Source organism: Haloarcula terrestris (genome assembly GCF_031624315.1).
In the GTDB taxonomy this organism is placed as follows: domain Archaea; phylum Halobacteriota; class Halobacteria; order Halobacteriales; family Haloarculaceae; genus Haloarcula; species Haloarcula terrestris.
The window spans coordinates 1-24,716 of the sequence record NZ_JAMQOM010000003.1; the positions used below are offsets into that span (position 1 = coordinate 1).

Annotated in this window: 26 protein-coding genes and 1 tRNA gene; 15 read left to right on the top strand and 12 right to left on the bottom strand. The window is 63.5% G+C overall.

Annotated features, from left to right (window positions below):
* The first annotated feature begins 210 nt into the window (after nucleotides 1–210).
* The 3 genes from NDI54_RS07080 (at nucleotide 211) to pfkB (ending at nucleotide 2,950) form a co-directional block, all read left to right on the top strand.
* A complete protein-coding gene (locus NDI54_RS07080; protein WP_310895759.1) occupies nucleotides 211–1,194 on the top strand; it encodes an isocitrate/isopropylmalate dehydrogenase family protein in 984 nt (327 codons plus the stop codon).
* Nucleotides 1,195–1,283: 89 nt separating this feature from the next.
* A complete protein-coding gene (glpR, locus tag NDI54_RS07085; RefSeq protein ID WP_310895760.1) occupies nucleotides 1,284–2,045 on the top strand; it encodes an HTH-type transcriptional regulator GlpR in 762 nt (253 codons plus the stop codon).
* Nucleotides 2,042–2,950 carry a 1-phosphofructokinase gene (gene pfkB / locus NDI54_RS07090; RefSeq protein ID WP_310895761.1) on the top strand — a complete coding sequence of 303 codons (909 nt, stop codon included), beginning with the start codon at nucleotides 2,042–2,044 and terminating at the stop codon, nucleotides 2,948–2,950. The genes glpR and pfkB overlap by 4 nt, the downstream gene beginning before the upstream one ends.
* 42 nt (nucleotides 2,951–2,992) lie before the next feature.
* On the opposite strand, the gene NDI54_RS07095 is transcribed toward pfkB, so the two are convergent.
* Nucleotides 2,993–4,120: a hypothetical protein gene (locus NDI54_RS07095; RefSeq protein WP_310895762.1), complete on the bottom strand. Its 1,128-nt coding sequence runs from the start codon at nucleotides 4,118–4,120 to the stop codon at nucleotides 2,993–2,995.
* A gap of 2 nt (nucleotides 4,121–4,122) precedes the next feature.
* Nucleotides 4,123–4,905: a class I fructose-bisphosphate aldolase gene (locus tag NDI54_RS07100; protein WP_053968421.1), complete on the bottom strand. Its 783-nt coding sequence runs from the start codon at nucleotides 4,903–4,905 to the stop codon at nucleotides 4,123–4,125.
* Nucleotides 4,906–5,025: 120 nt separating this feature from the next.
* Between NDI54_RS07100 and NDI54_RS07105 the strand changes: the two genes are divergently transcribed.
* Complete coding sequence (locus tag NDI54_RS07105; RefSeq protein WP_310895763.1) at nucleotides 5,026–5,175, top strand: DUF7557 family protein; 150 nt, start codon at nucleotides 5,026–5,028, stop codon at nucleotides 5,173–5,175.
* Here the strand turns inward: NDI54_RS07105 and NDI54_RS07110 are convergent.
* The gene (locus NDI54_RS07110) at nucleotides 5,172–5,621 is read right to left on the bottom strand and encodes a DUF5799 family protein (protein WP_310895764.1); all 450 of its coding nucleotides are present in this window, start codon (nucleotides 5,619–5,621) and stop codon (nucleotides 5,172–5,174) included. The two genes, NDI54_RS07105 and NDI54_RS07110, sit on opposite strands and share 4 nt — an antisense overlap.
* Before the next feature lie 180 nt (nucleotides 5,622–5,801).
* On the opposite strand from NDI54_RS07110, the gene NDI54_RS07115 reads away from it, so the two are divergent.
* The gene (locus tag NDI54_RS07115) at nucleotides 5,802–7,085 is read left to right on the top strand and encodes an FIST signal transduction protein (RefSeq protein ID WP_310895765.1); all 1,284 of its coding nucleotides are present in this window, start codon (nucleotides 5,802–5,804) and stop codon (nucleotides 7,083–7,085) included.
* Between the two features lie 49 nt (nucleotides 7,086–7,134).
* Here the strand turns inward: NDI54_RS07115 and NDI54_RS07120 are convergent, their stop codons facing one another.
* Nucleotides 7,135–7,530, bottom strand: coding sequence for an OsmC family protein (locus tag NDI54_RS07120; protein WP_310895766.1), 396 nt, complete (start codon nucleotides 7,528–7,530; stop codon nucleotides 7,135–7,137).
* A 140-nt stretch (nucleotides 7,531–7,670) separates the two neighbouring features.
* On the opposite strand from NDI54_RS07120, the gene NDI54_RS07125 reads away from it, so the two are divergent.
* Nucleotides 7,671–8,042 carry a hypothetical protein gene (locus NDI54_RS07125; protein WP_310895767.1) on the top strand — a complete coding sequence of 124 codons (372 nt, stop codon included), beginning with the start codon at nucleotides 7,671–7,673 and terminating at the stop codon, nucleotides 8,040–8,042.
* A gap of 52 nt (nucleotides 8,043–8,094) precedes the next feature.
* Nucleotides 8,095–8,949 (top strand): UbiA family prenyltransferase, encoded by an 855-nt coding sequence (locus NDI54_RS07130; RefSeq protein ID WP_310895768.1) that lies wholly within the window; start codon nucleotides 8,095–8,097, stop codon nucleotides 8,947–8,949.
* Nucleotides 8,950–8,996: 47 nt separating this feature from the next.
* On the opposite strand, the gene NDI54_RS07135 is transcribed toward NDI54_RS07130, so the two are convergent.
* On the bottom strand, nucleotides 8,997–9,656 hold the full coding sequence (locus NDI54_RS07135; RefSeq protein WP_310895769.1) for a DnaJ domain-containing protein: 660 nt from the start codon (nucleotides 9,654–9,656) through the stop codon (nucleotides 8,997–8,999).
* A gap of 129 nt (nucleotides 9,657–9,785) precedes the next feature.
* Here NDI54_RS07135 and NDI54_RS07140 point away from each other — a divergent pair, with 129 nt between their 5' ends.
* From NDI54_RS07140 to NDI54_RS07150, 3 genes are all read left to right on the top strand, one after another.
* Nucleotides 9,786–10,334 (top strand): DUF1684 domain-containing protein, encoded by a 549-nt coding sequence (locus NDI54_RS07140; protein WP_310895770.1) that lies wholly within the window; start codon nucleotides 9,786–9,788, stop codon nucleotides 10,332–10,334.
* Between the two features lie 69 nt (nucleotides 10,335–10,403).
* Complete coding sequence (locus tag NDI54_RS07145) at nucleotides 10,404–11,252, top strand: CPBP family intramembrane glutamic endopeptidase (RefSeq protein ID WP_310895771.1); 849 nt, start codon at nucleotides 10,404–10,406, stop codon at nucleotides 11,250–11,252.
* 263 nt (nucleotides 11,253–11,515) lie between these two features.
* Nucleotides 11,516–13,153 (top strand): PAS domain S-box protein, encoded by a 1,638-nt coding sequence (locus tag NDI54_RS07150; RefSeq protein WP_310895772.1) that lies wholly within the window; start codon nucleotides 11,516–11,518, stop codon nucleotides 13,151–13,153.
* Nucleotides 13,154–13,260: 107 nt separating this feature from the next.
* Here the strand turns inward: NDI54_RS07150 and NDI54_RS07155 are convergent, their stop codons facing one another.
* From NDI54_RS07155 to NDI54_RS07170, 4 genes are all read right to left on the bottom strand, one after another.
* Nucleotides 13,261–14,268, bottom strand: coding sequence for an arsenic resistance protein (locus NDI54_RS07155; RefSeq protein ID WP_310895773.1), 1,008 nt, complete (start codon nucleotides 14,266–14,268; stop codon nucleotides 13,261–13,263).
* A 105-nt stretch (nucleotides 14,269–14,373) separates the two neighbouring features.
* Nucleotides 14,374–15,369, bottom strand: a complete 996-nt coding sequence (locus NDI54_RS07160; protein ID WP_310895774.1) for a hypothetical protein — start codon at nucleotides 15,367–15,369, stop codon at nucleotides 14,374–14,376.
* Between the two features lie 540 nt (nucleotides 15,370–15,909).
* Nucleotides 15,910–17,268: an NAD(P)/FAD-dependent oxidoreductase gene (locus NDI54_RS07165; RefSeq protein ID WP_310895775.1), complete on the bottom strand. Its 1,359-nt coding sequence runs from the start codon at nucleotides 17,266–17,268 to the stop codon at nucleotides 15,910–15,912.
* Nucleotides 17,269–17,364: 96 nt separating this feature from the next.
* Complete coding sequence (locus tag NDI54_RS07170; protein WP_310895776.1) at nucleotides 17,365–17,886, bottom strand: response regulator transcription factor; 522 nt, start codon at nucleotides 17,884–17,886, stop codon at nucleotides 17,365–17,367.
* A gap of 206 nt (nucleotides 17,887–18,092) precedes the next feature.
* On the opposite strand from NDI54_RS07170, the gene NDI54_RS07175 reads away from it, so the two are divergent.
* Entirely contained in the window at nucleotides 18,093–19,046 is a 954-nt protein-coding gene (locus tag NDI54_RS07175) for a D-2-hydroxyacid dehydrogenase (protein WP_310895777.1), read from the top strand.
* Here the strand turns inward: NDI54_RS07175 and NDI54_RS07180 are convergent, their stop codons facing one another.
* The 3 genes from NDI54_RS07180 to NDI54_RS07190 all read right to left on the bottom strand — a co-directional run bounded on the left by NDI54_RS07180 (nucleotide 19,047) and on the right by NDI54_RS07190 (nucleotide 21,061).
* Nucleotides 19,047–19,427 carry a hypothetical protein gene (locus NDI54_RS07180; RefSeq protein ID WP_310895778.1) on the bottom strand — a complete coding sequence of 127 codons (381 nt, stop codon included), beginning with the start codon at nucleotides 19,425–19,427 and terminating at the stop codon, nucleotides 19,047–19,049.
* A gap of 93 nt (nucleotides 19,428–19,520) precedes the next feature.
* Entirely contained in the window at nucleotides 19,521–20,558 is a 1,038-nt protein-coding gene (gene asd, locus NDI54_RS07185) for an aspartate-semialdehyde dehydrogenase (RefSeq protein WP_310895779.1), read from the bottom strand.
* Between the two features lie 68 nt (nucleotides 20,559–20,626).
* Nucleotides 20,627–21,061, bottom strand: a complete 435-nt coding sequence (locus NDI54_RS07190; RefSeq protein WP_310895780.1) for a hypothetical protein — start codon at nucleotides 21,059–21,061, stop codon at nucleotides 20,627–20,629.
* Between the two features lie 145 nt (nucleotides 21,062–21,206).
* Here NDI54_RS07190 and NDI54_RS07195 point away from each other — a divergent pair, with 145 nt between their 5' ends.
* The 4 genes from NDI54_RS07195 to NDI54_RS07210 all read left to right on the top strand — a co-directional run bounded on the left by NDI54_RS07195 (nucleotide 21,207) and on the right by NDI54_RS07210 (nucleotide 24,459).
* Nucleotides 21,207–22,247 carry a tyrosine--tRNA ligase gene (locus NDI54_RS07195; protein ID WP_310895781.1) on the top strand — a complete coding sequence of 347 codons (1,041 nt, stop codon included), beginning with the start codon at nucleotides 21,207–21,209 and terminating at the stop codon, nucleotides 22,245–22,247.
* Nucleotides 22,248–22,259: 12 nt separating this feature from the next.
* A complete protein-coding gene (locus NDI54_RS07200; RefSeq protein ID WP_310895782.1) occupies nucleotides 22,260–22,949 on the top strand; it encodes a class I SAM-dependent methyltransferase in 690 nt (229 codons plus the stop codon).
* Between the two features lie 140 nt (nucleotides 22,950–23,089).
* A tRNA-Gly gene (locus NDI54_RS07205) sits at nucleotides 23,090–23,160 on the top strand.
* Between the two features lie 141 nt (nucleotides 23,161–23,301).
* The gene (locus NDI54_RS07210) at nucleotides 23,302–24,459 is read left to right on the top strand and encodes a tyrosine-type recombinase/integrase (protein WP_310895783.1); all 1,158 of its coding nucleotides are present in this window, start codon (nucleotides 23,302–23,304) and stop codon (nucleotides 24,457–24,459) included.
* The last annotated feature ends 257 nt before the right edge of the window (nucleotides 24,460–24,716 follow it).

Below are 24,716 nucleotides of genomic sequence, written 5' to 3' on the forward strand. Positions count from 1 at the left end.
TGAATACCGAGAAGGAGACCTGAAATTGAATCGTCTGGTCTCAGATTATGCCGACAAAGGGTTGATACTGGCAGAAATCTGCATGTCAAAATTTCAATCACGCCGCTGTCTTGCGTTCAACAGTACAGACCGCATCGGCCCCACGGAGTCGTTCGGACCCGCTACGCCGGAACCGAACGACTTTCACCGGGCGCCGCCGTCTCATCGGCCATGACACACGAGATAGCCGTCATCCCCGGCGACGGAATCGGACAGGAGGTCACCCCCGCTGCGGTCGAGGTACTGGAGGCCATCGACGCCGTCGACTTCGACTTCGTCGAGGGCGAGGCCGGCGACGCGGTGAAGGCAGAAACCGGCGAGGCCCTCCCGAAAGAGACGCGGAAACTTGCGGCCGACGCCGACGCGACCCTATTCGGGGCGGCCGGCGAAACGGCGGCCGACGTTATCCTGCCGCTCCGGCAGGTCGTCGGCTCCTTCGCCAACGTCCGCCCGGCTCGATCCTACCCCGGCCTCGACGCCGTCCAGCCGGACACCGACATCGTCTTCATTCGGGAGAACACCGAGGGTGTCTACAAGGGTATCGAGAGCGAGATCGCCGACGGCGTCACCACCTGTACGCGGGTCATCACCGAAGACGCCTCCGAGAAGATCGCCGAGTACGGGTTCAGCTACGCGAAGCAGAACGGCTACGACGACGTGACCATCGCCCACAAGGCAAACGTCATGCGCACCACCGACGGACTATTCCTCGATACGGCCTCGGCGGTCGGCGAGGACCGTGACGCGTCCTACAACACCGCGCTCATGGACGCGCTCGCGATGCACCTCGTGATGACCCCGCAGGACTACGGCGTCGTCATCTGTCCGAACCTCGCCGGCGACATGCTGTCGGACCTCGCCGCCGGCCTCGTCGGCGGCCTCGGCCTGCTGCCCTCGGCCAACATCGGCGAGGAGAACGCGCTGTTCGAACCGGTGCATGGCTCCGCGCCGGACATCGCCGGCGACGACGTCGCGAATCCCTCGGCGATGATTCTCTCCGCCGCGATGTTGCTCGACCACCTGGGCTACGACGAGCAGGGCGACGCCGTCCGGACGGCTGTCGAGACCGTACTCGATTCGGGTCCCCGGACGCCGGATCTGGGCGGAGACGCGTCCACTGCGGACGTGACCGCTGCGGTCATCGACGAACTGTAGACGGTTTTCTCGGCCCGTATTTGGTCAGAAACAAGCACAACCCCAATAGAAAGAGGTAAAACCGAAGCGAAACAATCACACTCGAGAGAATGCTCCCGGCCGAGCGAAAGCGCACTATCGTCCAGTTGGTGACCGAGCGAGACGGCTGCTCAGTGTCAGAGCTGGCCGCGGAACTTGAGTTCTCGAAGGCGACGATACGCCGTGACCTCCGAGACTTAGAGTCACAAGGACGGATAAAGCGGTCCCACGGCGGCGCAGTGCCGGCGTCCTCAGCCGGGACCGAACGGCCGTACGGCCAGCGCGAGGTCGACCACTACACGGAGAAACAGGCCATCGGCGAACGAGCCGCACAGGAAGTCCGCGAGGGCCATGTGGTCTGTTTCGATGCGGGCTCGACGACGATGGAGGTCGCTCGCGCGATTCCGGACACCGACTACGTCGCAGCGACGAACATGCCGGAACTCGCCACTGAGGTAGCCGAGCGAGATGTCGATGCAAAGCTCACCGGCGGGAGCCTCCGACCGCGGACCCGAGCGCTCGTTGGCCCAATGGCCGAGCGAACCATCGGGCGAATGAACTTCGACCTGTTGTTTCTGGGGACGAACGCCCTCGACAGCGCCGCCGGGCTGTCGACGCCCAACGAGGACGAGGCGGCCGTCAAAGAACTGATGGTCGAGCGCGCCCGCCGTGTCGTCCTGGTCGCCGACGCATCGAAGTTCGGCGACCGGAGCTTCGTCAGCTTCGCCGATTTAGACCAGGTCGACCTGCTCGTTACCGACGCCAGCCCGTCGGGCGCACTCGCCGCAGCACTCGCGGACGCAGAGGTAAACGTCGAAGAGGTCAGCACATGATTGTCACCGTTACGTACAACCCCGCAGTCGACCAGACGATCCAGTTCGACGAACAGATGGCCCCGGACCGCGTCATGCGGGCCGACAGCGCACAGTTCGACGCGGGTGGGAAAGGCATCAACGCCGCGCAGTTGCTCACCGCGATGGACTGTCCCTGCGTCGCGACGGGCCTGCTGGGCGGGTTCACCGGCTCCTTCATCCGGGAGACGCTACAGGAGGACGGCGTCGAGACGGCCTTCGTCGATGTGGACGGGACGACCCGGCTCAACACCACCGCTATCGCGGCCGCGGAGGAATACAAACTGAACCAGTCCGGCCCGACCGTCGGCGCGTCGGTCGTCGACGCGCTGCTCGAACAGGTGCGTGCGCAGTCTCCCGACCGCGTGCTCGTCGGTGGGAGCCTGCCGCCGGGGCTGTCCCCCGACGCTATCGACCGCATCGCGGCCGGCGGCGACTGGGAGACTATCGTCGACACCGGTGGCGACGTTCTTCGGGAACTCGACGGTCAGTACGGCCTCTGCAAACCGAATCGCGCGGAACTCGGTGACGCGACTGGAGCCGATGTCTCCACCGTCGAAGGGTGTGCGGACGCGGCTGACACGTTCCGAGACCGGGGCTTCGACCGGGTGCTGGCCTCTCTGGGCGCGGACGGGGCGGTCCTCGTCGGCGACGCGGGGCGGCTGTACGCCGAAGCGCTGGATATCGACGTTGTCGACACTGTCGGGGCCGGCGACGCGCTCCTCTCGGGCGTCCTGAGCGCCTGGGAAGCCGGCGCGGACGACGAGACGGCGCTTCGGACCGGCGTGGCAGTCTCCTCGCAGGTCGTCCAGCGGGCCGGGACGGCCGTTCCAGACCTGGACGACATCGAAACGCTTCGGGAGAACGTGACGGTTCGGCAGCTGTAGCGGGCAAAAAAGCGTCGTAGAAATCGGAAACAGCGCCGGCGGTCAGAACTTGTCGAGGTAGTCGTCGACGAACGCGCGAACGTCAGTCAGCGACGGCTGGGCCGCGGTCCGGACGAAGTAGCCGGCGACGGCGTTGCCGACGACGACGGCGGCCGCCGGCGGGAGGTCGGCAATGAGCGCAAGCCCCAGGCCGGCGTTGAAGTGGTCGCCGGAACTGGTCGTCAACTCCGGGTCCGAGACGGCGGGAACGGCGACGCTGTCGGTGCCGGCCGGGGAGACGACGACCGAGCGCTCGACGCCGTGGCCGACGAACCAGGTCGGCTCCAGGGCGTCGTACACCGCCTTGGCGTCCTCGGCGAACGACCGCTCGGCCTCGCCGGCGTAGGCGTCGGCCAGAACGCCGGTCTCGGCCCGGTTCGAGGAGACCACCACGTCGGTCACCTCGTCCAGCCGGCCGATGGCCTCACGGCCGGCACGCAGGCGGTCGGCGTCGAGTTTTCGCACGTCGCCGGGGTCGACGAGCACTGTTTTCGGCGGGTCGTCGATGTCCCCCCACAGGTCACGGAGGCCGTCGAAGATGGTTGGCAGGTCCGGCGTCTCGGACCAGTAGCCGGTCCCCAGCAGGCTCGCACCGTCCAGTTTTTCAGCCAGTCGGTCGTGGCCGAAGGCCGCGTCGAGTTCGGCCCAGTCCAGGGCCATCGTGTCGCCGATCTCGGTGAGCATGAGCTTCCCGTCGTCGAACTCGACGGCGTCGGTGACGCCGGGCTCGCCAAGCGAGTGGAGGTCGTACTCGCCGAACTCCGCCTCGAAGGCGTCGTGGATCGGGTCGCCGTACATCCCGACCATCACCGGGTCGAACGACCAGGTGCCGAAGGCCCGCGCGAGGTGGCTGGTGTGGCCGCCGGTCCGGCTGCCCTGCTGGAGCCACTCGAAAGAGAGGGAGCTGTCGGCGGCGACGGAGCGCTCGATGCGGTCGCCAAAGCCCTCCAGCGTGGCGAGGCGCTCGTGGCTCTCGGGGTCGATGCGGTCCGCGACGACTTCCCGGACGCGGTCGAGATAGCCGTCGAAGCCGAACACGACGGGTCCGGTGTCGAACGCGTCGGGAAGCGAGTCGCTGGCGGGCAACGCCTCCTCCGCCGTGGCGACGGCTCTGCGCGTCTGCTCGTCCATCCCTACAGCACGTCGTCGGCCGTCGCGTCCTCGAAGATGACGCCTTCGAGCTTGTCAAGTATGTCGTAGGGATCGTCGCGCTGCCAGACGTTGCGGCCGACCGCGAGGCCGGCCACGCCGACATCCATGCAGTCCTCGACGAGTTCGAGGAAGTCCCGGTCGGAGGTCTTCGACCCGCCCGAGAGCAGGACGCGGTTGTCCGCGGCCGAGCGGACAGCGTGGGCCATCGCCTCCTTGTCACGCGGGTACTTGACCTTCGTGAAGTCGGCCCCGAGTTCGAGGCCGATGCGGGCCGCGTAGGCGATAGTCGAGGGACTCCGGTGCTCCTTGATGGCCTGGCCGCGCGGGTACGACCACATCGCAATCGGCAGGTCGTGGTCGCGGGCGTTCTCCTGGACCGGGCGGAAGTCCTCGAACATGTCGGTCTCGCGGTTGACGCCCGGGTAGATGGTGTACCCGATGGCGTCGGCACCGAGTTCAGCGGCGTAGTCGACCGACCAGTTCTGGGGCGAGTACGGGTCGCCCATCCAGAGGTCCGAACCGCCGTTGAGCTTCGCCAGCAGGTTCACGTCGTCCTCGTAGCTCGGGTAGTACGTCTCGGCCAGCCCCTTGCCGACGGCCAGGGCCGTCACGGCGTCGTGGGTCGCCATCTCGAACACCTCGCGGGGGTCGAGGCGCTCCTCGACGCCGCTGAACTGCTTGGGACCGTGTTCCAGCCCGTGGTCGTGAGCCAGCACGAGCGTCTTGTCGTTCCGTACGAGCGGTGAGTCACCCAGTGGTCGCATGTATCGTGTTTCTACCGAGAACGACCATTAACCGTTTTCGGTTCTGATTTGTTACTACTGTTCGCGTTCGTTTTTGATCGTGGGACGGGAATTAAGTGTGTTCCACTGAAAGGTTCGCGTATGCCATCCGTGGAACTGGACGCCGAAACGGTGGACCGTCTCGATGATCTCCGGGTCGAAGCGGAATCGTACGACGACATCGTGACGGAACTGATCAACATCTACGAGGCCGAAGAGCTAACGCTGTTCCACGGCGGCGAAGAATACTAACTCCGGGCCTGCTTGCAGACCGCTTTCCAGCGCCCGTTGGACTCCAGTTTCTCCTGTAACTTCTCTGCGTACTCCTGTGCCAGGCGTGCCGCCTCCTCTTCCTGCTGTTTGTCCCCGCCGCCAGACCCGCCCAGGCCCAGGGCGTCTTTCACGCCCGAGAGCAAGCCACCGCCGCCCGAGCCGCCGCTGTCCCCGCCAGGGCCGCCCATCGGACTCTGGTTCGCGACCCGTTCCATCTCCGGCATGACGCTGGACAGCTTCGACGTATCGGCGACGATCCGAGCGGCGTCGGGATCGTCCGGGTCCTCGATCTCGAACTCGACGGCGGTCATCACCAGCCCCCACTGCTGGCTGGAGAACGACGACGCTTTGACATGCTCGTTGAACCGTTGATCGACCGCCATCCGCTCGCCGGCGATGCGGTCGGTCCAGTCTGAATCACTCATACCCGGGTGTTTGCGGGCCGGCGGTATGAGCGTTTCCCGCGCCGAGCGGCGTCGTGGTCTATGACTGTGTGGTAATTAGCTGGCAGTAACAAAGCTAGTGACAGCGTACCAATAGAAATTATAATGCTAGTCATAACGCTTCCAACAGATTAACACGATTCCCCGAAAGAACTCGGGTCGATGACTACAGAGTTTGGGACGGGGCAGGCCACGGGGGACACCGGTGACGCCGCCGCGATGGACGCCATACGGGAAGCGATGGCCGGTATCTCGGCCGATGAGCCGGATTTCTGTCAGGTCTTCTGTTCGCCGGCGTACGATTACGATGCGGTGCTGTGGGGCGCTCGGAGCGTTATCGGCTCGGAAACCGAAATCGTCGGGTGTTCGTCCTCCGGCGAGTTCACCGAGTCCGGGTCGGGGAACGGCACCGTCACGGTCGGCGTCGTCTCGTCGGACTCGATGCGGTTTTTCTCCAGTATTTCGACGGAACTCGGTGCCGATCCCGAGCGCTGCCTGTTCGAGGCCGTCCACGACCTCCCGGCGAAGGACGACCCCGCCGTCGACGGCTATCCACACCGGACGGTTATCAACCTCCACGACGGAATGGCCGGGATCGGGAACAAAGTCACCAGGCTCACCGAGCAGTACCTCGACGGCGAGGACACGCCGGTCGTCGGTGGCTCGGCGGGTGACGACCTCCAGTTACAGGAAACCCACGTGTTCCGGAACGGCCGCGTCGAGACCGACGCCGTCGTCCTCGTGCTGATCGCCTCCGAAGACCCGCTTCCGGTGACGGTCAACCACGGTCACGAACCGATCTCCGAATCGATGACGGTGACCCGCGCCGAGGGCAGCACGGTGTACGAACTCGACGGCCGCCCGGCTTTCGAGGCCTGGTGCGACGCGATCCGGGAAGACGCGATGGAGACGTACGACATTGACGTGGATGAACTGGAAGCAGGGTCAGACGACCTCGTACTGTTGCTCGGCCGCTACGAACTCGGTATCGAGTCGGAACCGGAGGCGGACGTGGACGGACTCGCCTCCCGCATCAAGAGCTTCATCGAGAGCAAGCTGATCTCGACGAAAGGGTACAACATCCGGTGGCCGGGTCATACAACTGACACCGAGGGGCCGCTTGATTTCGCCGTTACCGTCCCCGAGGGAACCGAGGTCCGGGTGACACATAGCAATAAATCCGATCAGGTGTATGCAGTGCGAAACGCCGCGACCAACGCCGTCAATGAACTCGGCGGGGGAACCGTCGCGGGTGGGTTCGTGTACGACTGTGCCTGCCGTGCGATGATTCTCGGCGACGACTTCGATGACGCCGTCGACACGATTCACAGCGCCATTGACGCGCCCTTCGCCGGCTTCGAAACGTACGGCGAAGTCTGCTCGGCCGACGAGGATTACACTGGCTATCACAACACGTCCTCGGTCATACTGCTGTTCCCGGAGTGACGACTACAGAGCTGGCGAAAAAACAATGCTATTCCCTGTTTCTGCCCGCTCAGACGCCGGATTCGATGCTGATATCCGCGTGGAGTTCGTCCTGTAGCGCCGAGTGGACGTGACAGATGTCCTCGGCGAGTTCGACGATGTCCTGCTCTTCATCGGCGAGTGATTCCTCGACCTCGATGTGGAAGTCGATGTACTCCAGGTCGTCGTCCTCGTCGAGACCCGCGGCGACCTCGACATCGACGGCACCGATGTCCTCGTGGCCGTACTTGTCTGCGGCGACCCGAAGTGCCGGGATGTAACAGGAAGCGTAGTCGGCGGCTAGCACCTCGTTGGGTGACGGCCCGTTCTCGCTCAGGGCGTCGACGATGAGTTCCCATTCGCCGTTGATAACGCTCTCTACTGTGTAGCCCTCTTCGCACGTACTTTCGACTTCGATGTCTGCCATAGCGTTCTGGGGGTCACGGCCCTCCCCCTAAACGTTTCCTGCGTGGCACCTGGCTTGGGAGCGAGACGCGTGGATACGGGACGCCAGGTTCGTGGACCGCTGCCGAAGGATAATACGCCTCCAGTCCCTACAAACGGGCAATGGAACACCTCGCACCGTCGAACGTGCCGGTGTACGCCACCCGAGAGCGCCAGCGCGAGATCTGGGAGCGCTGTCGGGACCGGGGGCACCCAGTCCTCGCTGTTCGGGACGCGACCCGGGGATTCATCGTCCGGTACGACCTCCAACACCTGTCCTACGAGCTTTCGGACGCCACCGTCCAAGAGCTCCGTGACCGGGTCCGGTCCCGCCGACCATACCCGACGACGACGGACCCGATCTCCGAAACCGAGGGCGTCGGTGGCGAGGCCGGTCCGGTGTCCGGTGAACTCCACGCCGACACCGAACAAGCCGCCAGAGAACTGGCCTCGCACATCTCGGGGTTCGTCCTGGACCGGTCGAACTGGCGGTAGTACCGAAACAACGCGGATGGGGATTTTTCCCACAGCCGTGCCTTGGGTTCGTATGGCAGTCGCCCGACACGAAACCGGTCCGTTCGCGGCCGTGAGTGCCCTTGCTTCGCAGGTCCATCCGGTGTTTATGCTGCCGCCACTCGCTACCTCGCTGTTCGGCGGGCTGCTCTCCGGCGGGTTCTGGCCACCGGTCGCCGTGCTCCACGCGGGCGCGATGTTTTTCGCCGTCTACACCGCCCACGTCAAGGACGGCTACGTCGATTTCCACGTCCGCGGCGAGGACGACGACCACCCGCTCACCGGGTCGGGCTGTCGCATGGCCTTAGTCGGTGCTGGACTCGGGTTCGCGCTCTGTACGGCAGCCATCTGGCTGCTAGTCGGTCCGGTCGCGGCGCTGCTGACGGTTCCGACCTGGGTCATCGGGTACACCCACGCGCCGCAACTGGATATGAACCCCGTCGGGGCGACGATGGGCTACCCAACGGGAATCGCGCTAGCGTTGTTGGGCGGGTACTACGCGCAGGTGACAACGCTGTCTCCGCGGGCTGTCGGCCTCGCGGCCGTGTTCCTCCTGTTGCTGACCGGCATCAAGATCATCGACGACGAGCAGGACTACGACTACGACCGGTCGATACAGAAACGGACTGTCGCGGTTGTGCTGGGACGGACTCGCGCCAGACAGCTCGCGCTCGGCCTGTTCGGGACCGGTCTGCTCGGCATCGTCGGCCTGTCCGTGGCACTACCTGGCATTCCACCAAGCGCTGCGGCGGCCGCACTCGTCTTCGGGGTGGTCGCGGCTATCGCCCAGCGGGGCGACCCCGAAACCGCGACGATGCTGCTGATTCGTGGGTCCTATCTCCTGTTGGCCGTCCTCGTTACCGCTGTCTGGTTCCGACCACTGGCCTGAGGGCAACGCCGTTCGAACCCGCTCCCGTCGGAACCACAACCGGTCGATTACCCCGAAATCCGCGTGAGGACGTGCGTCGCGGAGATGACCACCGATATCGTCATCATTGAGACAGCCATGACGACGGCGACGACCGGCGGGAGATCCCCGACGAGGCCGCCGACTGCGAGCAGTACGGCGGCGATGACGGAACAGACTAGCAAGGCGAGATGGACGAACAGCCACGGGCCGACGCGACGGAGCGACGCACCCAGCGTCTCGATGCCCGTCGGCTGTGTCGGTCGGACCCGCTGGCCGGGCTTGTAGTAGTCCGTTGCGGTCCCGTAGCCCGTGCTTCCGCCGCGAGTCTGTGTGGGCCGCTGTGTCGCTTTTGCCGTTGCCCCACTCGTGGTTTCCGTGTCGGTCCGCTGATCGACGTACTGCTGTGCGATGTCGCTGACACCGCCTGTGGCTGTTCCGTCGTCCGCGCCGCCGTCGACGTACTCGCTGACGTACGCGTCGTGGCCGAGCCGGTCGTAGCGCTCTCGCTCGACCTCGTCGGTGAGTACGTCCTTTGCCTGTGTGAGTCGCTTGAACCGCTCTTCGGCGTCAGGGTCGTCACTCACGTCCGGGTGATGCGTCTTCGTCTGCTCCCGGTAGGCGCGGACTATCGTCTCTTCAGTGGCATCTGGGGTCACCCCCAGAATACCGTAGAACGTCGCTTCCATACACACCCCTGTGTATTCATACAGTCAAACTAGGTATATAATAAAGTAGTCACTCCCTCACGGCTCGATATTGTCACTCACCGTTGCCGAGTCGCCGGACTGAAACTCTCCGGACCCCACGGTTCCAGTATGGACATAGACAGCGAGGAGTGGGCGGCGCAACTCCGGGAGAACCGGGCCGAGAAGGACCGCTTCTTCGCGGAGCACCGCCAGTCACCGATTCCGCCGGACGAGCGCGACGATTTCGACGGACTCAGCTACTTCGACCCGGACCCCGACTATCGGGTCGACGCGACGGTGACTGTCCACGATACGCCGGAGTCGGTCGATTTAGAGACGAGCGACGACCGAACGGTCCGCTATCTCCACGTTGCGACGCTGTCGTTCGACCTCGACGGCGAATCCCGAGACCTGCATGCCTTCCGGCAGGCCGCCGACGAGTCCCGGACGCTGTTCGTTCCGATCCGTGACAAAACGACCGGTCAGCAGAGCTACGACGGCGGCCGATACATGGAACTGGAGCCCGACCGCGACCTGAGCGACGGCGACGAGATCACGCTGGATTTCAACCTCGCGTACTCGCCGTTCTGTGCCTACAGCGACACCTTCTCCTGCCCGCTGCCGCCGGAGTCGAACTGGCTCGACACTGCAGTGACGGCTGGGGAACGGGACGACTAACTGACTGTCGGCGGCCATGGCGTCGATACCAAACGAATTGTTTACACATCGCCACGACCAAGACACCCTATGGCAACGGCGACCCGCGACCGACCCGTCTTGCAGGTCCTCCAGTACGGTTTTACGCTCTTCTCGGCGCTCTTGCTGGGTGTGATCGGACTCGGGTTCGGTTCGATCTTGCTGGCCATCATCGCTGTCGTCCTGTCTTTCGGTGCCGGAATCCAGATATCGACAGTACAGACGCTCGTACTGGGGCTGATAACGATACAGGGGATCGGCTGCCCGGCTATCGCGTTCACGTATATCAAGCTCAGGCCGATACTCAGATCGAAACTACGCGAGGTTTTCTCCTACCCGCCAGAGACCGGGACGTTCACTATCGGCATCTCTGTGCCGAGTCTCCGTGAGGTCGGTATCATCGTGCTGGGGTATTTCAGTGCAATGGGCGGGCTCGTGGTGGTGGCGGCCATCATCTCCGTGCTCGTCTCGATGTACGGGGTCGAACCGGCCGCGAACCAGGCGGCCGAGGTCGGGATGGCGAACCCCGAGGTCCTCCTCCTGTTGATTCCCGCCTCGTTCCTCCTCATTGGCCCCGGCGAAGAACTGCTGTTCCGCGGCGTCGTTCAGGGCCGCATCCGGGACCACTTCGGTCCCCTCACGGGCGTCGGCATCGCGAGCGTCATCTTCGCCGGCATCCACTACCCCGCTCTCAGCGGCGGCTCGGTCACGGGGCGACTTGTTTCGATATGCGCCCTTCTGCTGCCGGCACTCATCCTCGGTGCGACCTACGAGTACACGGACAACATCGTCGTGCCGTCGCTCATCCACGGCGCGTACAACGCGACGCTGTTTACCGGCCTGTACGTCAGCGTGAAATACAGCGGTGAACTCTCCTCGGCCGCAGGCACCCTCCTCTGACCGGGCACTGCGTGTCGGCGTTTCCGGACAGCATATTTGTGCCTAATGAGAGACCTCAGCTCCCGTGAACTTGCACAGACAGGGACGGTAGCGATAGTAGTAGCTATCCTGACAGCTACAGCCCTGTCTCCGCACCGATAGCGTGTGTCTCGTGGATCTGACGCTCCTGTCTGTGACTGTTATATCACTCCGACATCGTTCATTTGCAGTGACAAATTTCTTATTACCGCTTTTGCACAATGTACTGACTGATGGCTGGGTCAGTGCGCGTACTTCATGTCGACGACGAACCGGACTTCGCTGATCTCACTGCGGAATATCTCGAACGGATGATGGATTGTTTCAGCGTCGACACCGCGACGCGGATCGACGACGCTATCGCGGACCGCCCACAGGACACGTACGACTGTATCGTCAGCGACTACGACATGCCCGGCACGGACGGCCTTGAGTTCCTCCAGATGATTCGGGCGGACGCGCCGAAGTTCCCGTTCATCCTCTACACCGGCAAGGGAAGCGAAGAAATCGCCGCCGAAGCCATCTCTGCCGGCGTTACGGACTACATCCAGAAGGAACCGGGGACGACCCAGTACACGATTCTGGCGAACAGGGTACAAAACGCCGTCGAAGCCCGCCGGGATGAACAGCAGGTCATACGGGGTCACCGCGCGATGAACGCGGCCTGGGACGGTATCAGCACGCTGGACCACGAGGGGCGGTTCACCTATCTGAACGACGCCTACGCGGAGACGTTCGGCTACGAACGCGACGCGCTTCTGGGCGAGCACTGGCAGACGATTCACTCGGCGGAAAGCCTCGACACCGTCGAGAACGAGATACTGCCGGCCGTCAGAGAGACCGGGACGTGGACGGGCGAGACACTGCTCGAATGCGCCGACGGGACGCAGTTCGTCGGCGAACACACCGTCGGGAGCATCGGGGATGACGGTGCGGTCTGTGTGGTTCGCGACCGGACTGGCCGTGAGGAACTCGATACACAACTGCGACACGAGCGCGAGCGGTTCCGGCTGCTGGTCGATGCGGTCGAGAACTACGCGATGTTCGTCCTCGATCCCGACGGTCGGATCCAGTCCTGGAACGCCGGCGCGAAACAGATCAAGCAGTACGAGGAGTCCGAGATCCTCGGAGAGCATTTCTCGACGTTCTACACCGAGAAACAGGTGGCCGACGGCATCCCGGAGCGACTGCTACGCGAAGCCAGAGAGACCGGGCAGGCGACCGACAGGGGGCTTCGGGTTCGAAAAGACGGGAGTACGTTCTGGGCCGACGTGACGATTACGGCGCTCCGGGAAAACGGCGACATCCGCGGCTTCGCGAAGGTGACCAAAGACATCACGGACCAGATCGAGCGGGAACGCCTCCAGGCCCGGAACGAACGCTATCGGGAGCAACTCTTCGAGGTCATGAACGATACGGACCGCAGATTCGAACAGCGAGTGATCGATGCGCTGGACCTCGGCGTCGAGTATCTGGGCGTCGACCAGGGCCACCTCGCCGCCGTCGACCCAGAGGCGGGGACACACGAGATAATCGCCATCAGCGGTGATCCGTCTCTTGTTTCGCCCGGTGACACCACTCCGCTCTCGGAGACGTACTGCCGACGGACGATCGAATCCGACGGGATGCTCTCTATCTACAACGCCGAGACGCAGGACCTCGCTGATGATCCCGCATACCAGCGAGACGGTCTCGGCTGTTACCTCGGTGCCACACTCGAAGTCAGCGGCGACCTGTTCGGGACAGTCTGTTTCCTCGCCCGCGAGCCCCGGTCGGACCCGTTCAGACCGGACGAACAGGCCTTTGTCGACCAGCTCACGCGCTGGCTCAAACACGAACTGGACCGGCGCGACGGACAGATTCAGTGGCCGCTGACGCCGTAATTCCGGCCGACCTGTCTGGTTTTGGTTCGAAAAACGCCTCCCGGTGGCAGCGACGCCGATGAGGCGGCACCCAGCAGCGAGCGACGCGGTGACCGCCTTTCGGCGGCTCAGTTGCTTCCCTCCGCGGTCGGACCCGACGCCCGCGCGTGCTTGTCCTGGACCAGCCAGCCGGGGACGACTCGCGTGAGAACGACCATCCCTGACAGTTCGACGAGCGTCTGCGTGACGACGACTGCCGGTGCGAGCGCGTACCCGGACGGCAGGGCCAGCGCCAGCGGGAGGATGACCAGCGAGTTCCGAGTCACGGACGTGAACACGAGCGCCCGGCTCGCGCCGGTTTCCATCCCCAGGAATCCGGACACGGCCCGCCCGAGTACTGGCATGATGATGAGGAAGGCGACGTAGACCGGCACGACCACGGCGATCTGTCCGATGGAGTCCTGCACGCGCGGCAGCTGCGAGGCGATGACGACGAACAGCGTCGCGCCCATCATCGGCACCGGGAGCCACCCCATCGCCTGCTGGAACCGGTCGCCCCGCTCGGACCGGTCCGCCCAGAGTTCGGTACCCCACGCCAGCGTCAGCGGGAGGGCGATGATGACGACGAACGCCTCGACGAACGGCCCGGCCTCAATGAACTCGGCGACCCGCTGGCCCATGAACAGCCAGAGATACAGCGGGAGCAGGAGCAACTGGACGAGCATCAGCGCCGGCGTCGCGGCGGTGATCTGCTCGGCGTCACCGTCAGCGAGTTCGGTGAACGTGATGACGTAGTCGATACACGGCGTCAGCAACACCATGAACGCGCCGACGAGAATCGCCGGCTCCTGTGGGAGAAACCGCGTGAGTCCGAACACGACCACCGGAACGACGAGGAAGTTCAGCCCCAGCGCCGCCAGCATGAACTGTCTGTTCCGGAACGCCCGCCGGATACGGACGAACGGAATCTCCAGAAAGGTGACGTACAGCAGCACCGCCAGGACCGGATTGATGAGCGTCTCCAGCGCGGTGCTTGCCCCCGGCTGTCCCAGTCCGACACCGATCGCGAGCAGGACGGCCACGGCGTACAGGCCGACCTGATTGTACTGAATCCACTCCTTCGAGAGCCGTGTCATGATGCAGTTTCGGGTGGCATGTGATTCGGTCTCTCTCTACGGGCTTCTCGTCGGCGGAACCGTAAGTCCCCTCGACACAAGTATCGGAGCCGAACCGCTGGAGGATCACTCACTGTCGGTTCGGTCCTCGGGAGGGACGAACGGGCCGACTGAGACGGTATGGCGCGCAATGGTGGCCGCCCGGAACATGTACGCGATGAACACAGCGAGCGGCGTGATGATGATTCCGAGGGCGAGGCTGAACACCAGCGGGAGATACGGCTCCGGAACGGTGACGGAATCAGGCCGGTAGACGAGGGCCATCGCGACGCTCGTGGCGAGGGCGACGAGGCCGCTGTACGCGACCACGCGGGAGAGCCGAGCGAAGTCCTGCTGGAGCGAGAGCGTCTTGAAGAACTGGCGCGTGACAGCGATGGTCTCTAAGAGGTCGTCTATCGCATCGAGTTCCGACTCGGCTGACGGGGGGAGCTGGTCGTACTCGTTCTGTAGGTGCTCTGTCGCGGTCATGTTCTGTGCGTATTCGGTACCCAGAACGACCGCCAGAACGTTCACGATGGCCGTCTGACTCTCTATCTTGTCGGCGATGCTCTCGCCGTACGCGGCGATACCCTCCGCGTACTCTTCGGCCTCCGCGGGCGTGTCGTCACCGGACCGCAACGCTGCATCGAGGCGGTTCGCGCGTTCGGTGAGTGTCTCGGCGATCAGCCCGAGAAAATCCGCTGGATCGTTCGGCACCGACGACTCGCCGGCGTGCTCACGGACCCGACGGCGGAGGTCACGCGTGCCGTCCATCTGGTCGAACAGTTCCCCGGGGGACCCGAACATGCGCGAGAGGACCAGTTGATTGATCGAGAGCGCGATGGTGACGAGTGTCACCGTCCCGGAGACGAATCCGCTTGCGAAGGCTGACGCGGCGGCACTGTCTGGCCCGATAGCCACCAGTCCGAGCCCGGCGAGCGTGAAAAACAGCGCCGCGACAGCGCCGACGAGAGCGCCAGCGACGACGATCCGATTCCCGCTCAAGACGAGCCAATGCAGGGATCGCTCCCCGATCCCCTCGATATTCCGGACCGAACTCGCCGTCGACGCTGTCTCACTCATCGACTCCTCCGAGAGAACTGTCGTACTGTCGATAGAACCATCACGCGTTCACTCTCGCTTCGAGGCGTCATTTCATAGTCCCATTGGTGTCTTGACACTCTCGGAGTGTGAACGTTATCGGCACCCGCCCCGGCGGCCGATTGAAACACCCGCCAGTCCGCTCGTTCGCTCTGCCGGTCCGATAGCCCGTCGACTAACCGTTTCTCCGAAATGTACGCCCGGAACACTAACGTCCGGCATCATCCTCGGCGGTGTGCCACGTCAGCCGGCAAACCCTCGTGCCGGGCGGGTGATTACGGCGTAATCACCGAACGCCCAGACGGTGTCACCGTCTGGCGAGTCGTCAGGTATGACGACTCAGTGCGCGAGCGGCGGTAGCCGCGAGCGCGGGTCGCCGGATACGGCGACCAGATGCGGTGTGATCCGCGGTCATGTCGCGTGCCCGGGTTCTCCGGGTCGTCATCGTCCCGGTAACGGGTCTCAGCCGGGGATTAAAGGCACGCATCCGTAGTTCGCCGCTCGCACACCTAAGGCTGACGTTCAGACCGCGTAGTCGTCCTCGCGCAGTTGGACGTACTTGCCGTTGCGGTAGGAGAACTTCCCCCGCTTGTAAGTGAGGACCATCTTGATGCCGTTGAGGCCGCCCCGGAGCGCCGCGTCGGCCTTGATGCCGCGGGCGTCCATCAGGTCGTTAGCGGTGGTGAAGGCCCGGTCCCAGTCGTCAGGTCGCCAGTCCCGCACCATGTCCGCGAAGGTGACGTTCCGGAGGATTTCGTCGCCGATGGCGTCGTGCCAGGCGTCGTTGTACCGTTCGAGGCGGTCAGTCGCGGCTAGGCGGCCGGCGATTCGCCCGGTGCGAACGGCGACGTGATCGCCGCCCTCGTGGAACGCCGAGGTGGTCCCCATCGCGCCGCCGGCCACGGCGATGCCAGCACCCACCGGCGACTCGATCGGTCGAGTCGAGGAGATGGGATACGTCTCCGTTCCCTTCGATTTCCCACGGTCCTCGACCAGCGGGAAGTCGTCGAGGTCGTACGCCTGGAACTCTCGTTCGAGCAGCCGCTCGATGTATTGTCTGCCCTGCGGGATACTGTCGTCGCTCTCTCTGAGCAGGTCCCACTCGCTGGGGTCGTAGGCGTCGATATCCAGTCCGATGGGCATCGTCAGGCCGATGCGCGCGACGGGGGCGTCGTTCGGGAAGATCCACGGGTACGCCGTGTGGCCGGGCATGAGGCCCCACCAGAACTCGATGAACTCCGGCGTGAACAGCTCCTCGGGCATACGGCGGTGCTCCTGATAGGCGATGTGGTTCACCGTATTCGACGGCATGATGTCGCCCATTGTCTGTCCGGCCGGGAGGAACTGGTCGAGGGTGCCGCCGGTGACGGTCCGCTGTGGGCCATCGGCGAGAATCACGTATTCGGCGGCGATGTCCTCGCCGTTGGCCAGGCGCACGGTGTGGCGGGGTGAACTCGTCAGGTCGGATTCGACGCTCGTGACGCTGACGCCGACGCGGTAGTCCGCACCTGCATCTGTCGCCCGTTCGCGGAGCCAGTCGTCGAACCGCGCTCGGTGAAACGTGATGCCAAAGCCGTCGGCGCTGGAACCGATACCGGTCTCCGTGAGCGTCATCTCCGTCGAGGGGCCGTAGAACTTCGCCCCGTCGAGTTCGCTCAGCACTACGTCTTCGGGGAACTCCGACCGCGGAATACCCATGATGTCGAACCAGTAGTCCAACAGTCCGGCGGCGTCCGTCGAGTCCGGCCCCGTCCCCTCGCGGTCGGCCCGAGGGACCCCCTTTTCGAGGACGACGGCGTCGGCCCCGTGGTCGGCTGCAGCCTCGGCCGCCGACGACCCGGCCGGGCCGCCGCCCACAATGGCGACATCTACGTGTTCCATACCCGCTACGGTGTCCCGCGCCCGCTAAAACCTATTGTCTTCGGTCGAATCAACGGTCTGACTCCCTGGCGTGACCGGACTGGGGTCCTCTCCGAGTTACGGTTCGGTCACCGTATCAGCGAAGGCCATACCGTGTTGTTCCAGTCTTTCGACGGCCCGTTGGTACGCCTCACTCTCGGCCAGCGCCATCGCCCGCACGGTCTCGGCCACCGTGGCCCGCCGGTCCGCGAGTCCGAGCAGTTCCCGGCGCTCAGGCTCGCACTCACACCGGTCCTGAACCATCGACAGCGCGGCCACCAGCGTGTCTCGGTCGGCCGGCTTCCTGAGATACGTATCGACGGGAATATCGAGGATATCAACGTCCGGTTTGATGCCACTTATCATCACGAGACCGGGCGTAACCGACCGGCTCTGAAGCTTCGAGGCAACCGCCGCTCCGTCCAGTTCCGGCATCTGTCGGTCGAGCAGCACCGCGTCGACTGAGTCATCAATTCGCTGTAATCCTTCGAGGCCGTCCGCGGCCTCGACAACGTCGTATTCTTCTGGGAGCCAGAGCTTGTACAGTTGTCTGTAGTCCCTGTTGTCGTCGATTACCGCGACAGTCGTTCCGTTCCCCATTCCTTGCGTGCCCTACAGTGAGGTCATACAAATATATTAACTATTTCAGTAGTGCACTTTTCGTGATACTTACACACTGCGGACAGGATTCACGAATTAGATGTCACGGCGCTAATCAGTAGCCTACCATGCGACGACGCCGGCATTGTTTTGGGGCCGCCGTGTGGATCAGATGATATGGTTTCCCACGCTACAGGAGGGGTTCGATGGCTGACATCGTCGTGACGCGATACGATGTCCACGGAATGCCGGTCGACCAGTACGTGACAGCGCTTCGGGAGCGACTGCCGGAGTGGGACATCGCCCTCGCGGAGACGCCCGAAGCCGAGCGGGACTTGATCGCGGACGCGACGGTCCTGACCGGCAACGATCTCTCGCCGGAACTGGTCGATGCCGCCGATTCGCTGCAACTGTTTGCAGGGACATACGCTGGATACGACCACCTCCCGCTCTCGGAACTGGCCGACCGCGACATCGCGCTGACGACGGCCTCCGGCGTCCACGGTCCGAACGTCGCCGAGAACGTCGTCGGGTCGTGGCTCGCCTTCGCCCGCGGCTTCCTCACCGCCCACCGCCACCAGCGCAACCACGTCTGGCAGTCGTTCCACACCGACGATTTTGCCGGCAGCCGCGTCTGTGTGATCGGGCTCGGCGAGATCGGCGAGGCCATCGTCGACCGTCTCCAGGGATTCGACGTGGAGACCGTCGGCGTCCGCTACTCGCCGGAGAAGGGCGGGCCGACCGACGAGGTGTACGGCTTCGACGAGATCCACGAGGCCGTAGTGGACACGGAGTACATCGGCCTCGCCTGTCCGCTCACTGACGAGACGCACCACCTCATCGATGAAGAGGTGTTCAAGACGATGCACCCCAACACGGTACTCAGCAACGTCGCTCGTGGCCCGGTGGTCGACACCGACGCGCTGGTCGGTGCGCTCCAGCGCAACCACATCGACGGCGCGGCCCTAGACGTGACCGATCCCGAACCGCTGCCCGTCGACCATCCGCTGTGGGACTTCGAGAACGTCCTCATCACACCGCACAACGCCGGTCACACGCCCAGTTACTACGAGCGACTGGCCGATATCGTCGCCGAGAACGTCCGGCAAGCTGAACGCACCGGCGAGTGGGACGGGCTCAGGAACCAGATCGACCTTTGATTACTGCCGGCTGGCGAGATAGCCAGCCCGTACCTCGTACACCAGATAGAATACCAGCGTCACAGCGAACACCGCTCCCACTAGCTGTACGACCGTGACGCCCCCGACGGTAGTCTGTCCGACGGTTTCCTGCAAGACGAAACCCACAGCAATCATCGCCGCGAGTCCGACGAACCGCCAGCGGGCCGCGACCGGGATCGTCTCGCCATCACCCACAAGAGCGAGGTACAGGTGTACACCGCCGAAGATGAGGAAATACGTACCTGCAAAAAACGCGAGTGAGCTGAGCCGTCCGAGCGGAACCACGAATTGGCTGAGCATTGAGAGAACTAGGACCACGCTCACCAGCCCGATTTGAAGCTTCGTATCGCGGGAGACCATGTGCCAGAAGTCGAGTCTGGGCGTGAAAAAATATCGGACTGATTACGAGTTTCCCTACGGTCTGAAATGAACAGCGGTCGGTGACTGCGACCGTTACAGGTAGCCGCGCTTGTTCAGCAGTTCGCCGTTCAGCACGCTCGCGCCGGCAGCACCGCGCATCGTGTTGTGCGCGAGGCAGTTGAACTGGACGCCGTCGGTCGTCTCGCGGAACCCGCCGACTGCGACGCCCATGCCGTTGTCGATGTTGCGGTCGAGGCGGGGCTGCGGGCGGTCCGGTTCCTCGAACACCGTGATGAGCTTCTCCGGCGAGGACGGCAGATCGACACCGCTAACCGACTCCATCGCGGCCTCGGCGTCGGCCGTGGAGATGTCTTCGGCGGTGTCGGCCCAGACGTTCTCGAGGTGGCCGTCGAGCGTTGGGATGCGGTTACAGGACGCGGCAACGTCCATCTCGTTGAGATGGACCTCCGCGCCGTCGAACGAGCCGAGCAGTTTGCGCGATTCGCTCTCCATCTTCTGCTCTTCGCCGCCGATGTGCGGGATGGCGTTGTCGATGATTTCCATCGACGAGACGCCGGAGTAGCCCGCGCCGGAGACGGCCTGCAGGGTCGAGACGCGCACGTCGGTCAGGTCGAACTCGCGGTCGAGGCCCGCCAGCGGCGGGACCATCGTGATCGTCGAGCAGTTCGGGTTCTTCAGGAGCGCGCCGTCCCAGCCGCGCTCGTCGCGCTGGACCTCGATGAGGTCGACGTGGTCGGCGTTGACCTCGGGGATGACGAGGGGTACGTCCTCGTCCATCCGGCCGTTCGAGGAGTTCGAGGAGACGACGTAGCCGGCCTCACAGAACTCGGGCTCGACGGCTTCGCCGACGCTCGACGGGAGCGAGGAGAAGATGAGGTCAACGTCGTCCGGGACCGACTCGGGCTCGGTCGCCCGGACTTCGGTCTCGGCCACGTCTTCGGGAATCGGGGAGTCGACGCGCCACTTGGCGGCGTCCTTGTACGTCTCGCCGGCGCTCGATGCGCTGGCGGTCAATGCGGCGATTTCGAACTCGGGATGGGGGTCAAGCAGTTGGATAAGTCGCTGCCCGACTGCGCCCGTCGCACCGAGCACACCTACGCGTACAGTCATCGGTTGACACACGGCTGTGGGTGGTCAAAACAGTTTGGATACGGACCGATCCCGCTGCCTTCATAGGATTACTCGGCCTCGGTGTCCTCGAACACCCACTCGATGACACGGGCCTCGACGAGATCCCGTTCCTCCACGTAGGGGTCGTCGCGGTTCGCCAGCGCCTCCTCGGCCTCGGTCCGCATCTCGGCTTCGATTTCCGTGTGGTCCGGCTCGTCTCGGATGTCGTTCAGCAGCGCTTCGAAGTCTTCCCGGAGGTCGAAGGAGGCGCGGGCGGCGTTGCACCGAGACAGCGGACTCATCCCGGTCTCTAAGACGAGGTCACGCACCGTCTCCCAGTCCGAATCACAGAAGTAAATCGACACCTCCCCGACGATGTCCTGCCAGGCGATGGGGTCGGCGTGTTTCAGCAGCGGGACCGCCCGCGGCGGCAGGTCCAGACGGGTCGCAGTGTCCGGGTTTCCACACAGACAGCAGGCTTTCTCCGTCTTCCCCGTGTACATGTGAGACAGTTGGGCCGGACGTATTTGGACCCATCGCAGGAGAGCGGTAGCTGGCCGGCAACTATTATAAAATAGTACGGCCAACCCCGACAGACCGTCACACCGGACAGGAACGTTTTAATCGCCGGACCGGCCACACATCGGTATGGATATCGCCGAGCGACTCGATCTGGTGACGCGACACACCACAGAGGTCGTCACCGAGGAGGAACTGCGGACGCTGTTCGAGGAGGGCGACCCGTCGGCGTACATCGGCTACGCGCCGACCGGCGAGATGCACATCGGCCACTTCACGACGATGCGAAAGCTCGCGGACTTCCTGCGGGCCGGCGTCGACGTGACGGTCCTCATCGCCGACCTGCACGCCCATCTCGACGACAACAAATCACCCTTTGACCTGCTGGATGCCCGCTCGGCCTACTACGAGACGGCTATCGAGGGCATGATCGAAGCGGCGGGTGCGGACCCCGAGGACGTGTCCTTCGTCCGCGGCACCGACTTCCAGCTCGACGAGGAGTACACGCTTGAGATGTACCGGATGGCCGCCGAGACAACCATCTCGCGCACCCAGCGCGCCGCCAGCGAGGTCGTCCGCGAGTCTGAGAGCCCGAACCTCGGCGGACTCATCTACCCGCTGATGCAGACGCTCGACGTGAAGGCACTGGACGCCGACATCGCCTACGGCGGCGTCGACCAGCGCGGCATCTACATGCTCTCGCGTGAGATCCTCCCGGACCACGGCGGCGAGTCACCGATCTGTCTGTTCGCGCCGCTGCTGTCCGGTCTCGCGGGTGGCAAGATGAGTGCCTCCGACGAAGCGTCGAAGGTCAACCTCACCGACAGCCCGGACGAAGTCGACGAAAAGATCGGGCAGGCGTACTGCCCGGCCGGCGAAGTCGAGGAGAACGGCGTGCTGGAGTACCTCGATCACCTCGTCTTCCCGATTCTGGACGTTCGCGGCGAGTCCTTCGTCGTCGAGCGCCCGGAGGAGTACGGCGGCGACCTCATCTACGAGAGCTACGACGAGGTCGAAGCGGACTTCCTCAGCGGCGAACTCCACCCCGCCGATCTGAAGCCCGCCGCCGCCAGCGCCATCTCGGACGCTATCGACCCGGTCCGGGAGCACCTGGCCGACGAGGAGGAGCTGCTCGCCGAGGCCTACCCCGAGAAGTACGGCGCGGAGTGAGGCGGTCGACCGATGCCGTCCCCCGACCCGAGCGCCGACAGTGACGACCCGGCGCGCTCGCGGGCCGCCGTCCGCCGGACCTACGAGGACATCGGCGACCACTTCTCGAAGACCCGCGAGTACGCTTGGCCGGAGGTCGAATCGTTCGTCGACGAGTCCGGCGGTGTCGAGACGGCACTCGACATCGGCTGTGGCAACGGCCGCCACGCGGAACTGCTTGCAGGGGTCGCTGACACCGTCGTCGGCCTTGACGCCAGCCGTGCGCTCCTGCAGGCGGCGACCGACCGCGTCGGCGACAGCGTGGCGCTGCTGCAGGGCGATGCGACCCGACTACCGCTCGTGGCCGGGTCCGTCGATCTCGCGGTGTACGTCGCGACGCTGCATCACCTCCCGTCCCAGTCCGCCCGCCGCGCCAGTCTGGACGAACTGGCCCGCGTGCTTACACCGGACGGCCGGGCGCTCGTCAGCGCGTGGAGCACGGCCCACGACCGCTTCGACGCCAGTCCCGACGCCCACGAGGGGTTCGATACGACCGTCGACTGGACGCTTCCCGGTGGCGAGACGGTCCCGCGGTTCTATCACATCTACGCGCCGGCCGAGTTCGAGCGCGATGTCGCCGAGAGCGACCTTCGGCTGGTCTCGCTAGAGCTGTCAAGCGGCAACTGTTACGGCGTCGTCGAGCCGGAAGGGAAACGCACTTAATTGCCTTCCATCTATGGACGTGTACGTTCGCACTCGGGCGAAACACAGTCCTTTCTGGTCTGTGTCCGTGCGAGTGAGCGGCGGTGGTGAGCAAATCCGTCGGATTTGCGAACGACGCCGCGAACGAACGCAGTGAGTGAGCGGCGGTGGTCTAGTGGTAGGACCTGAGCCTTCCAAGCTCATGGCCCGGGTTCAAATCCCGGTCGCCGCATACAACCTTCTACTCCCCGAAAACGGGTAATTCCGGTCTGAATACCTAAGAAAGAAAATAGAAGTAAATCAGTCCTAACCACAATAAGCCAAATCGCAAGACGGCGGGCTGATTGCTACAACTGTCAAAAACACTACCACAATGAACATCGACAAAAGCGTAAATCAGACCACCGAACTGCCCGTTCCGCCGATCTCCGAAGACACCAAAGACGCGCTTGAACCATATTCTCCAATGGTTCAGCAGGACTTCAAGCAGTTCAAGATAGACTTCCTACACTGGCTCATTGAGTGCGGCAAGGACACCTACCGTCAGGAAGGCTTCGCGGAATCCACCGTCAAGACCACCCACTACAAGCTCGAATCCGCCTTCCGTTGGCTGTGGGAAGAAGATGGGGAGTTCACCAAGTTCATCCCACAAGACCGCGCGACCGAGCTACTTGACGACCTGATGAAATACACGGACTATCCCGATAGCTACATCTGGAACGTCGAAAAAGCAATCCGCCGACTCTACAAGTACCTCCGCGAACACAAAAACCGCCCCCTCGATGAATGGGAGCATGACATTCCCGTCGAACCGTCCCGAGGGTCCGACAGTAGCGAGCATATCAAAGACCGCTTCTATCCCGAGGAGATGAATCGCCTGTACGAAATCAGCATACAAGTCTACTCGATACGGAGCTACTGGAGTCTGAATCCTGACGAGCGGCAAGAATTGAAGCGTTTCGTCTCCCAACAGCAAGGGGTTAACATCGAAGATGTAGGCGAAGAACACTTCGAAAAGGCTTCGTCGTGGAAGTATCCCTCAATCATCGCCGTAACTTCCGACCTGGGGCTTCGACCCATTGAGGTGGGTAAGATGAAAGCCGATTGGGTGAACCTGCCACACAACGAAATCAACATCCCCGCGAAGGATTCCACGAAGAACAAGGAGTCGTGGAACTGTGAGATTTCATCCACCACGCGCAACGCGCTGGAGAACTGGATGCAACAGCGGCAGTCGTATGAGAAGTACGACGATAGTGACTACCTCTGGCTGACGAAGTACGGCAACCAGTACAACTCTCGCTCTCTCAACAAGGTGCTGGACAAGCTCATGGAAGAAGCCGATCTCCAAGAAGGTAATCGCAATCTCTCGTACTACTCCTTCCGTCATGGCGTAGCGTCACTCTGGACCGAGAAGGAGGGTATCGGGAAAGCGGCGGAGCAGGTTCGACACTCCAACCTCAAGACGACGAAGAATTACCTACGGACCAACGACCGGACTAACAAGAACCACGCGAACGAGAAGTGGTAAGCTGATCTTCATTGAGTGGCGGCCGTTTCTTATCAGACTTTAGTAATACATTGGAATATTATGTTTTATACTCTGGTGACCAAACCATCCGCAGTCTTCATGCGCCACACGCGAGCGTCACACGCTACAGCAACAGCTACCACTACAGCTACAGCAACAGCTACCACTACAGCAACGCACAGCAACAGCTACCGCTACAGCAACAGCTACCACTACAGCAACGCACAGCAACAGCTACCACTACAGCGGGACTCAAT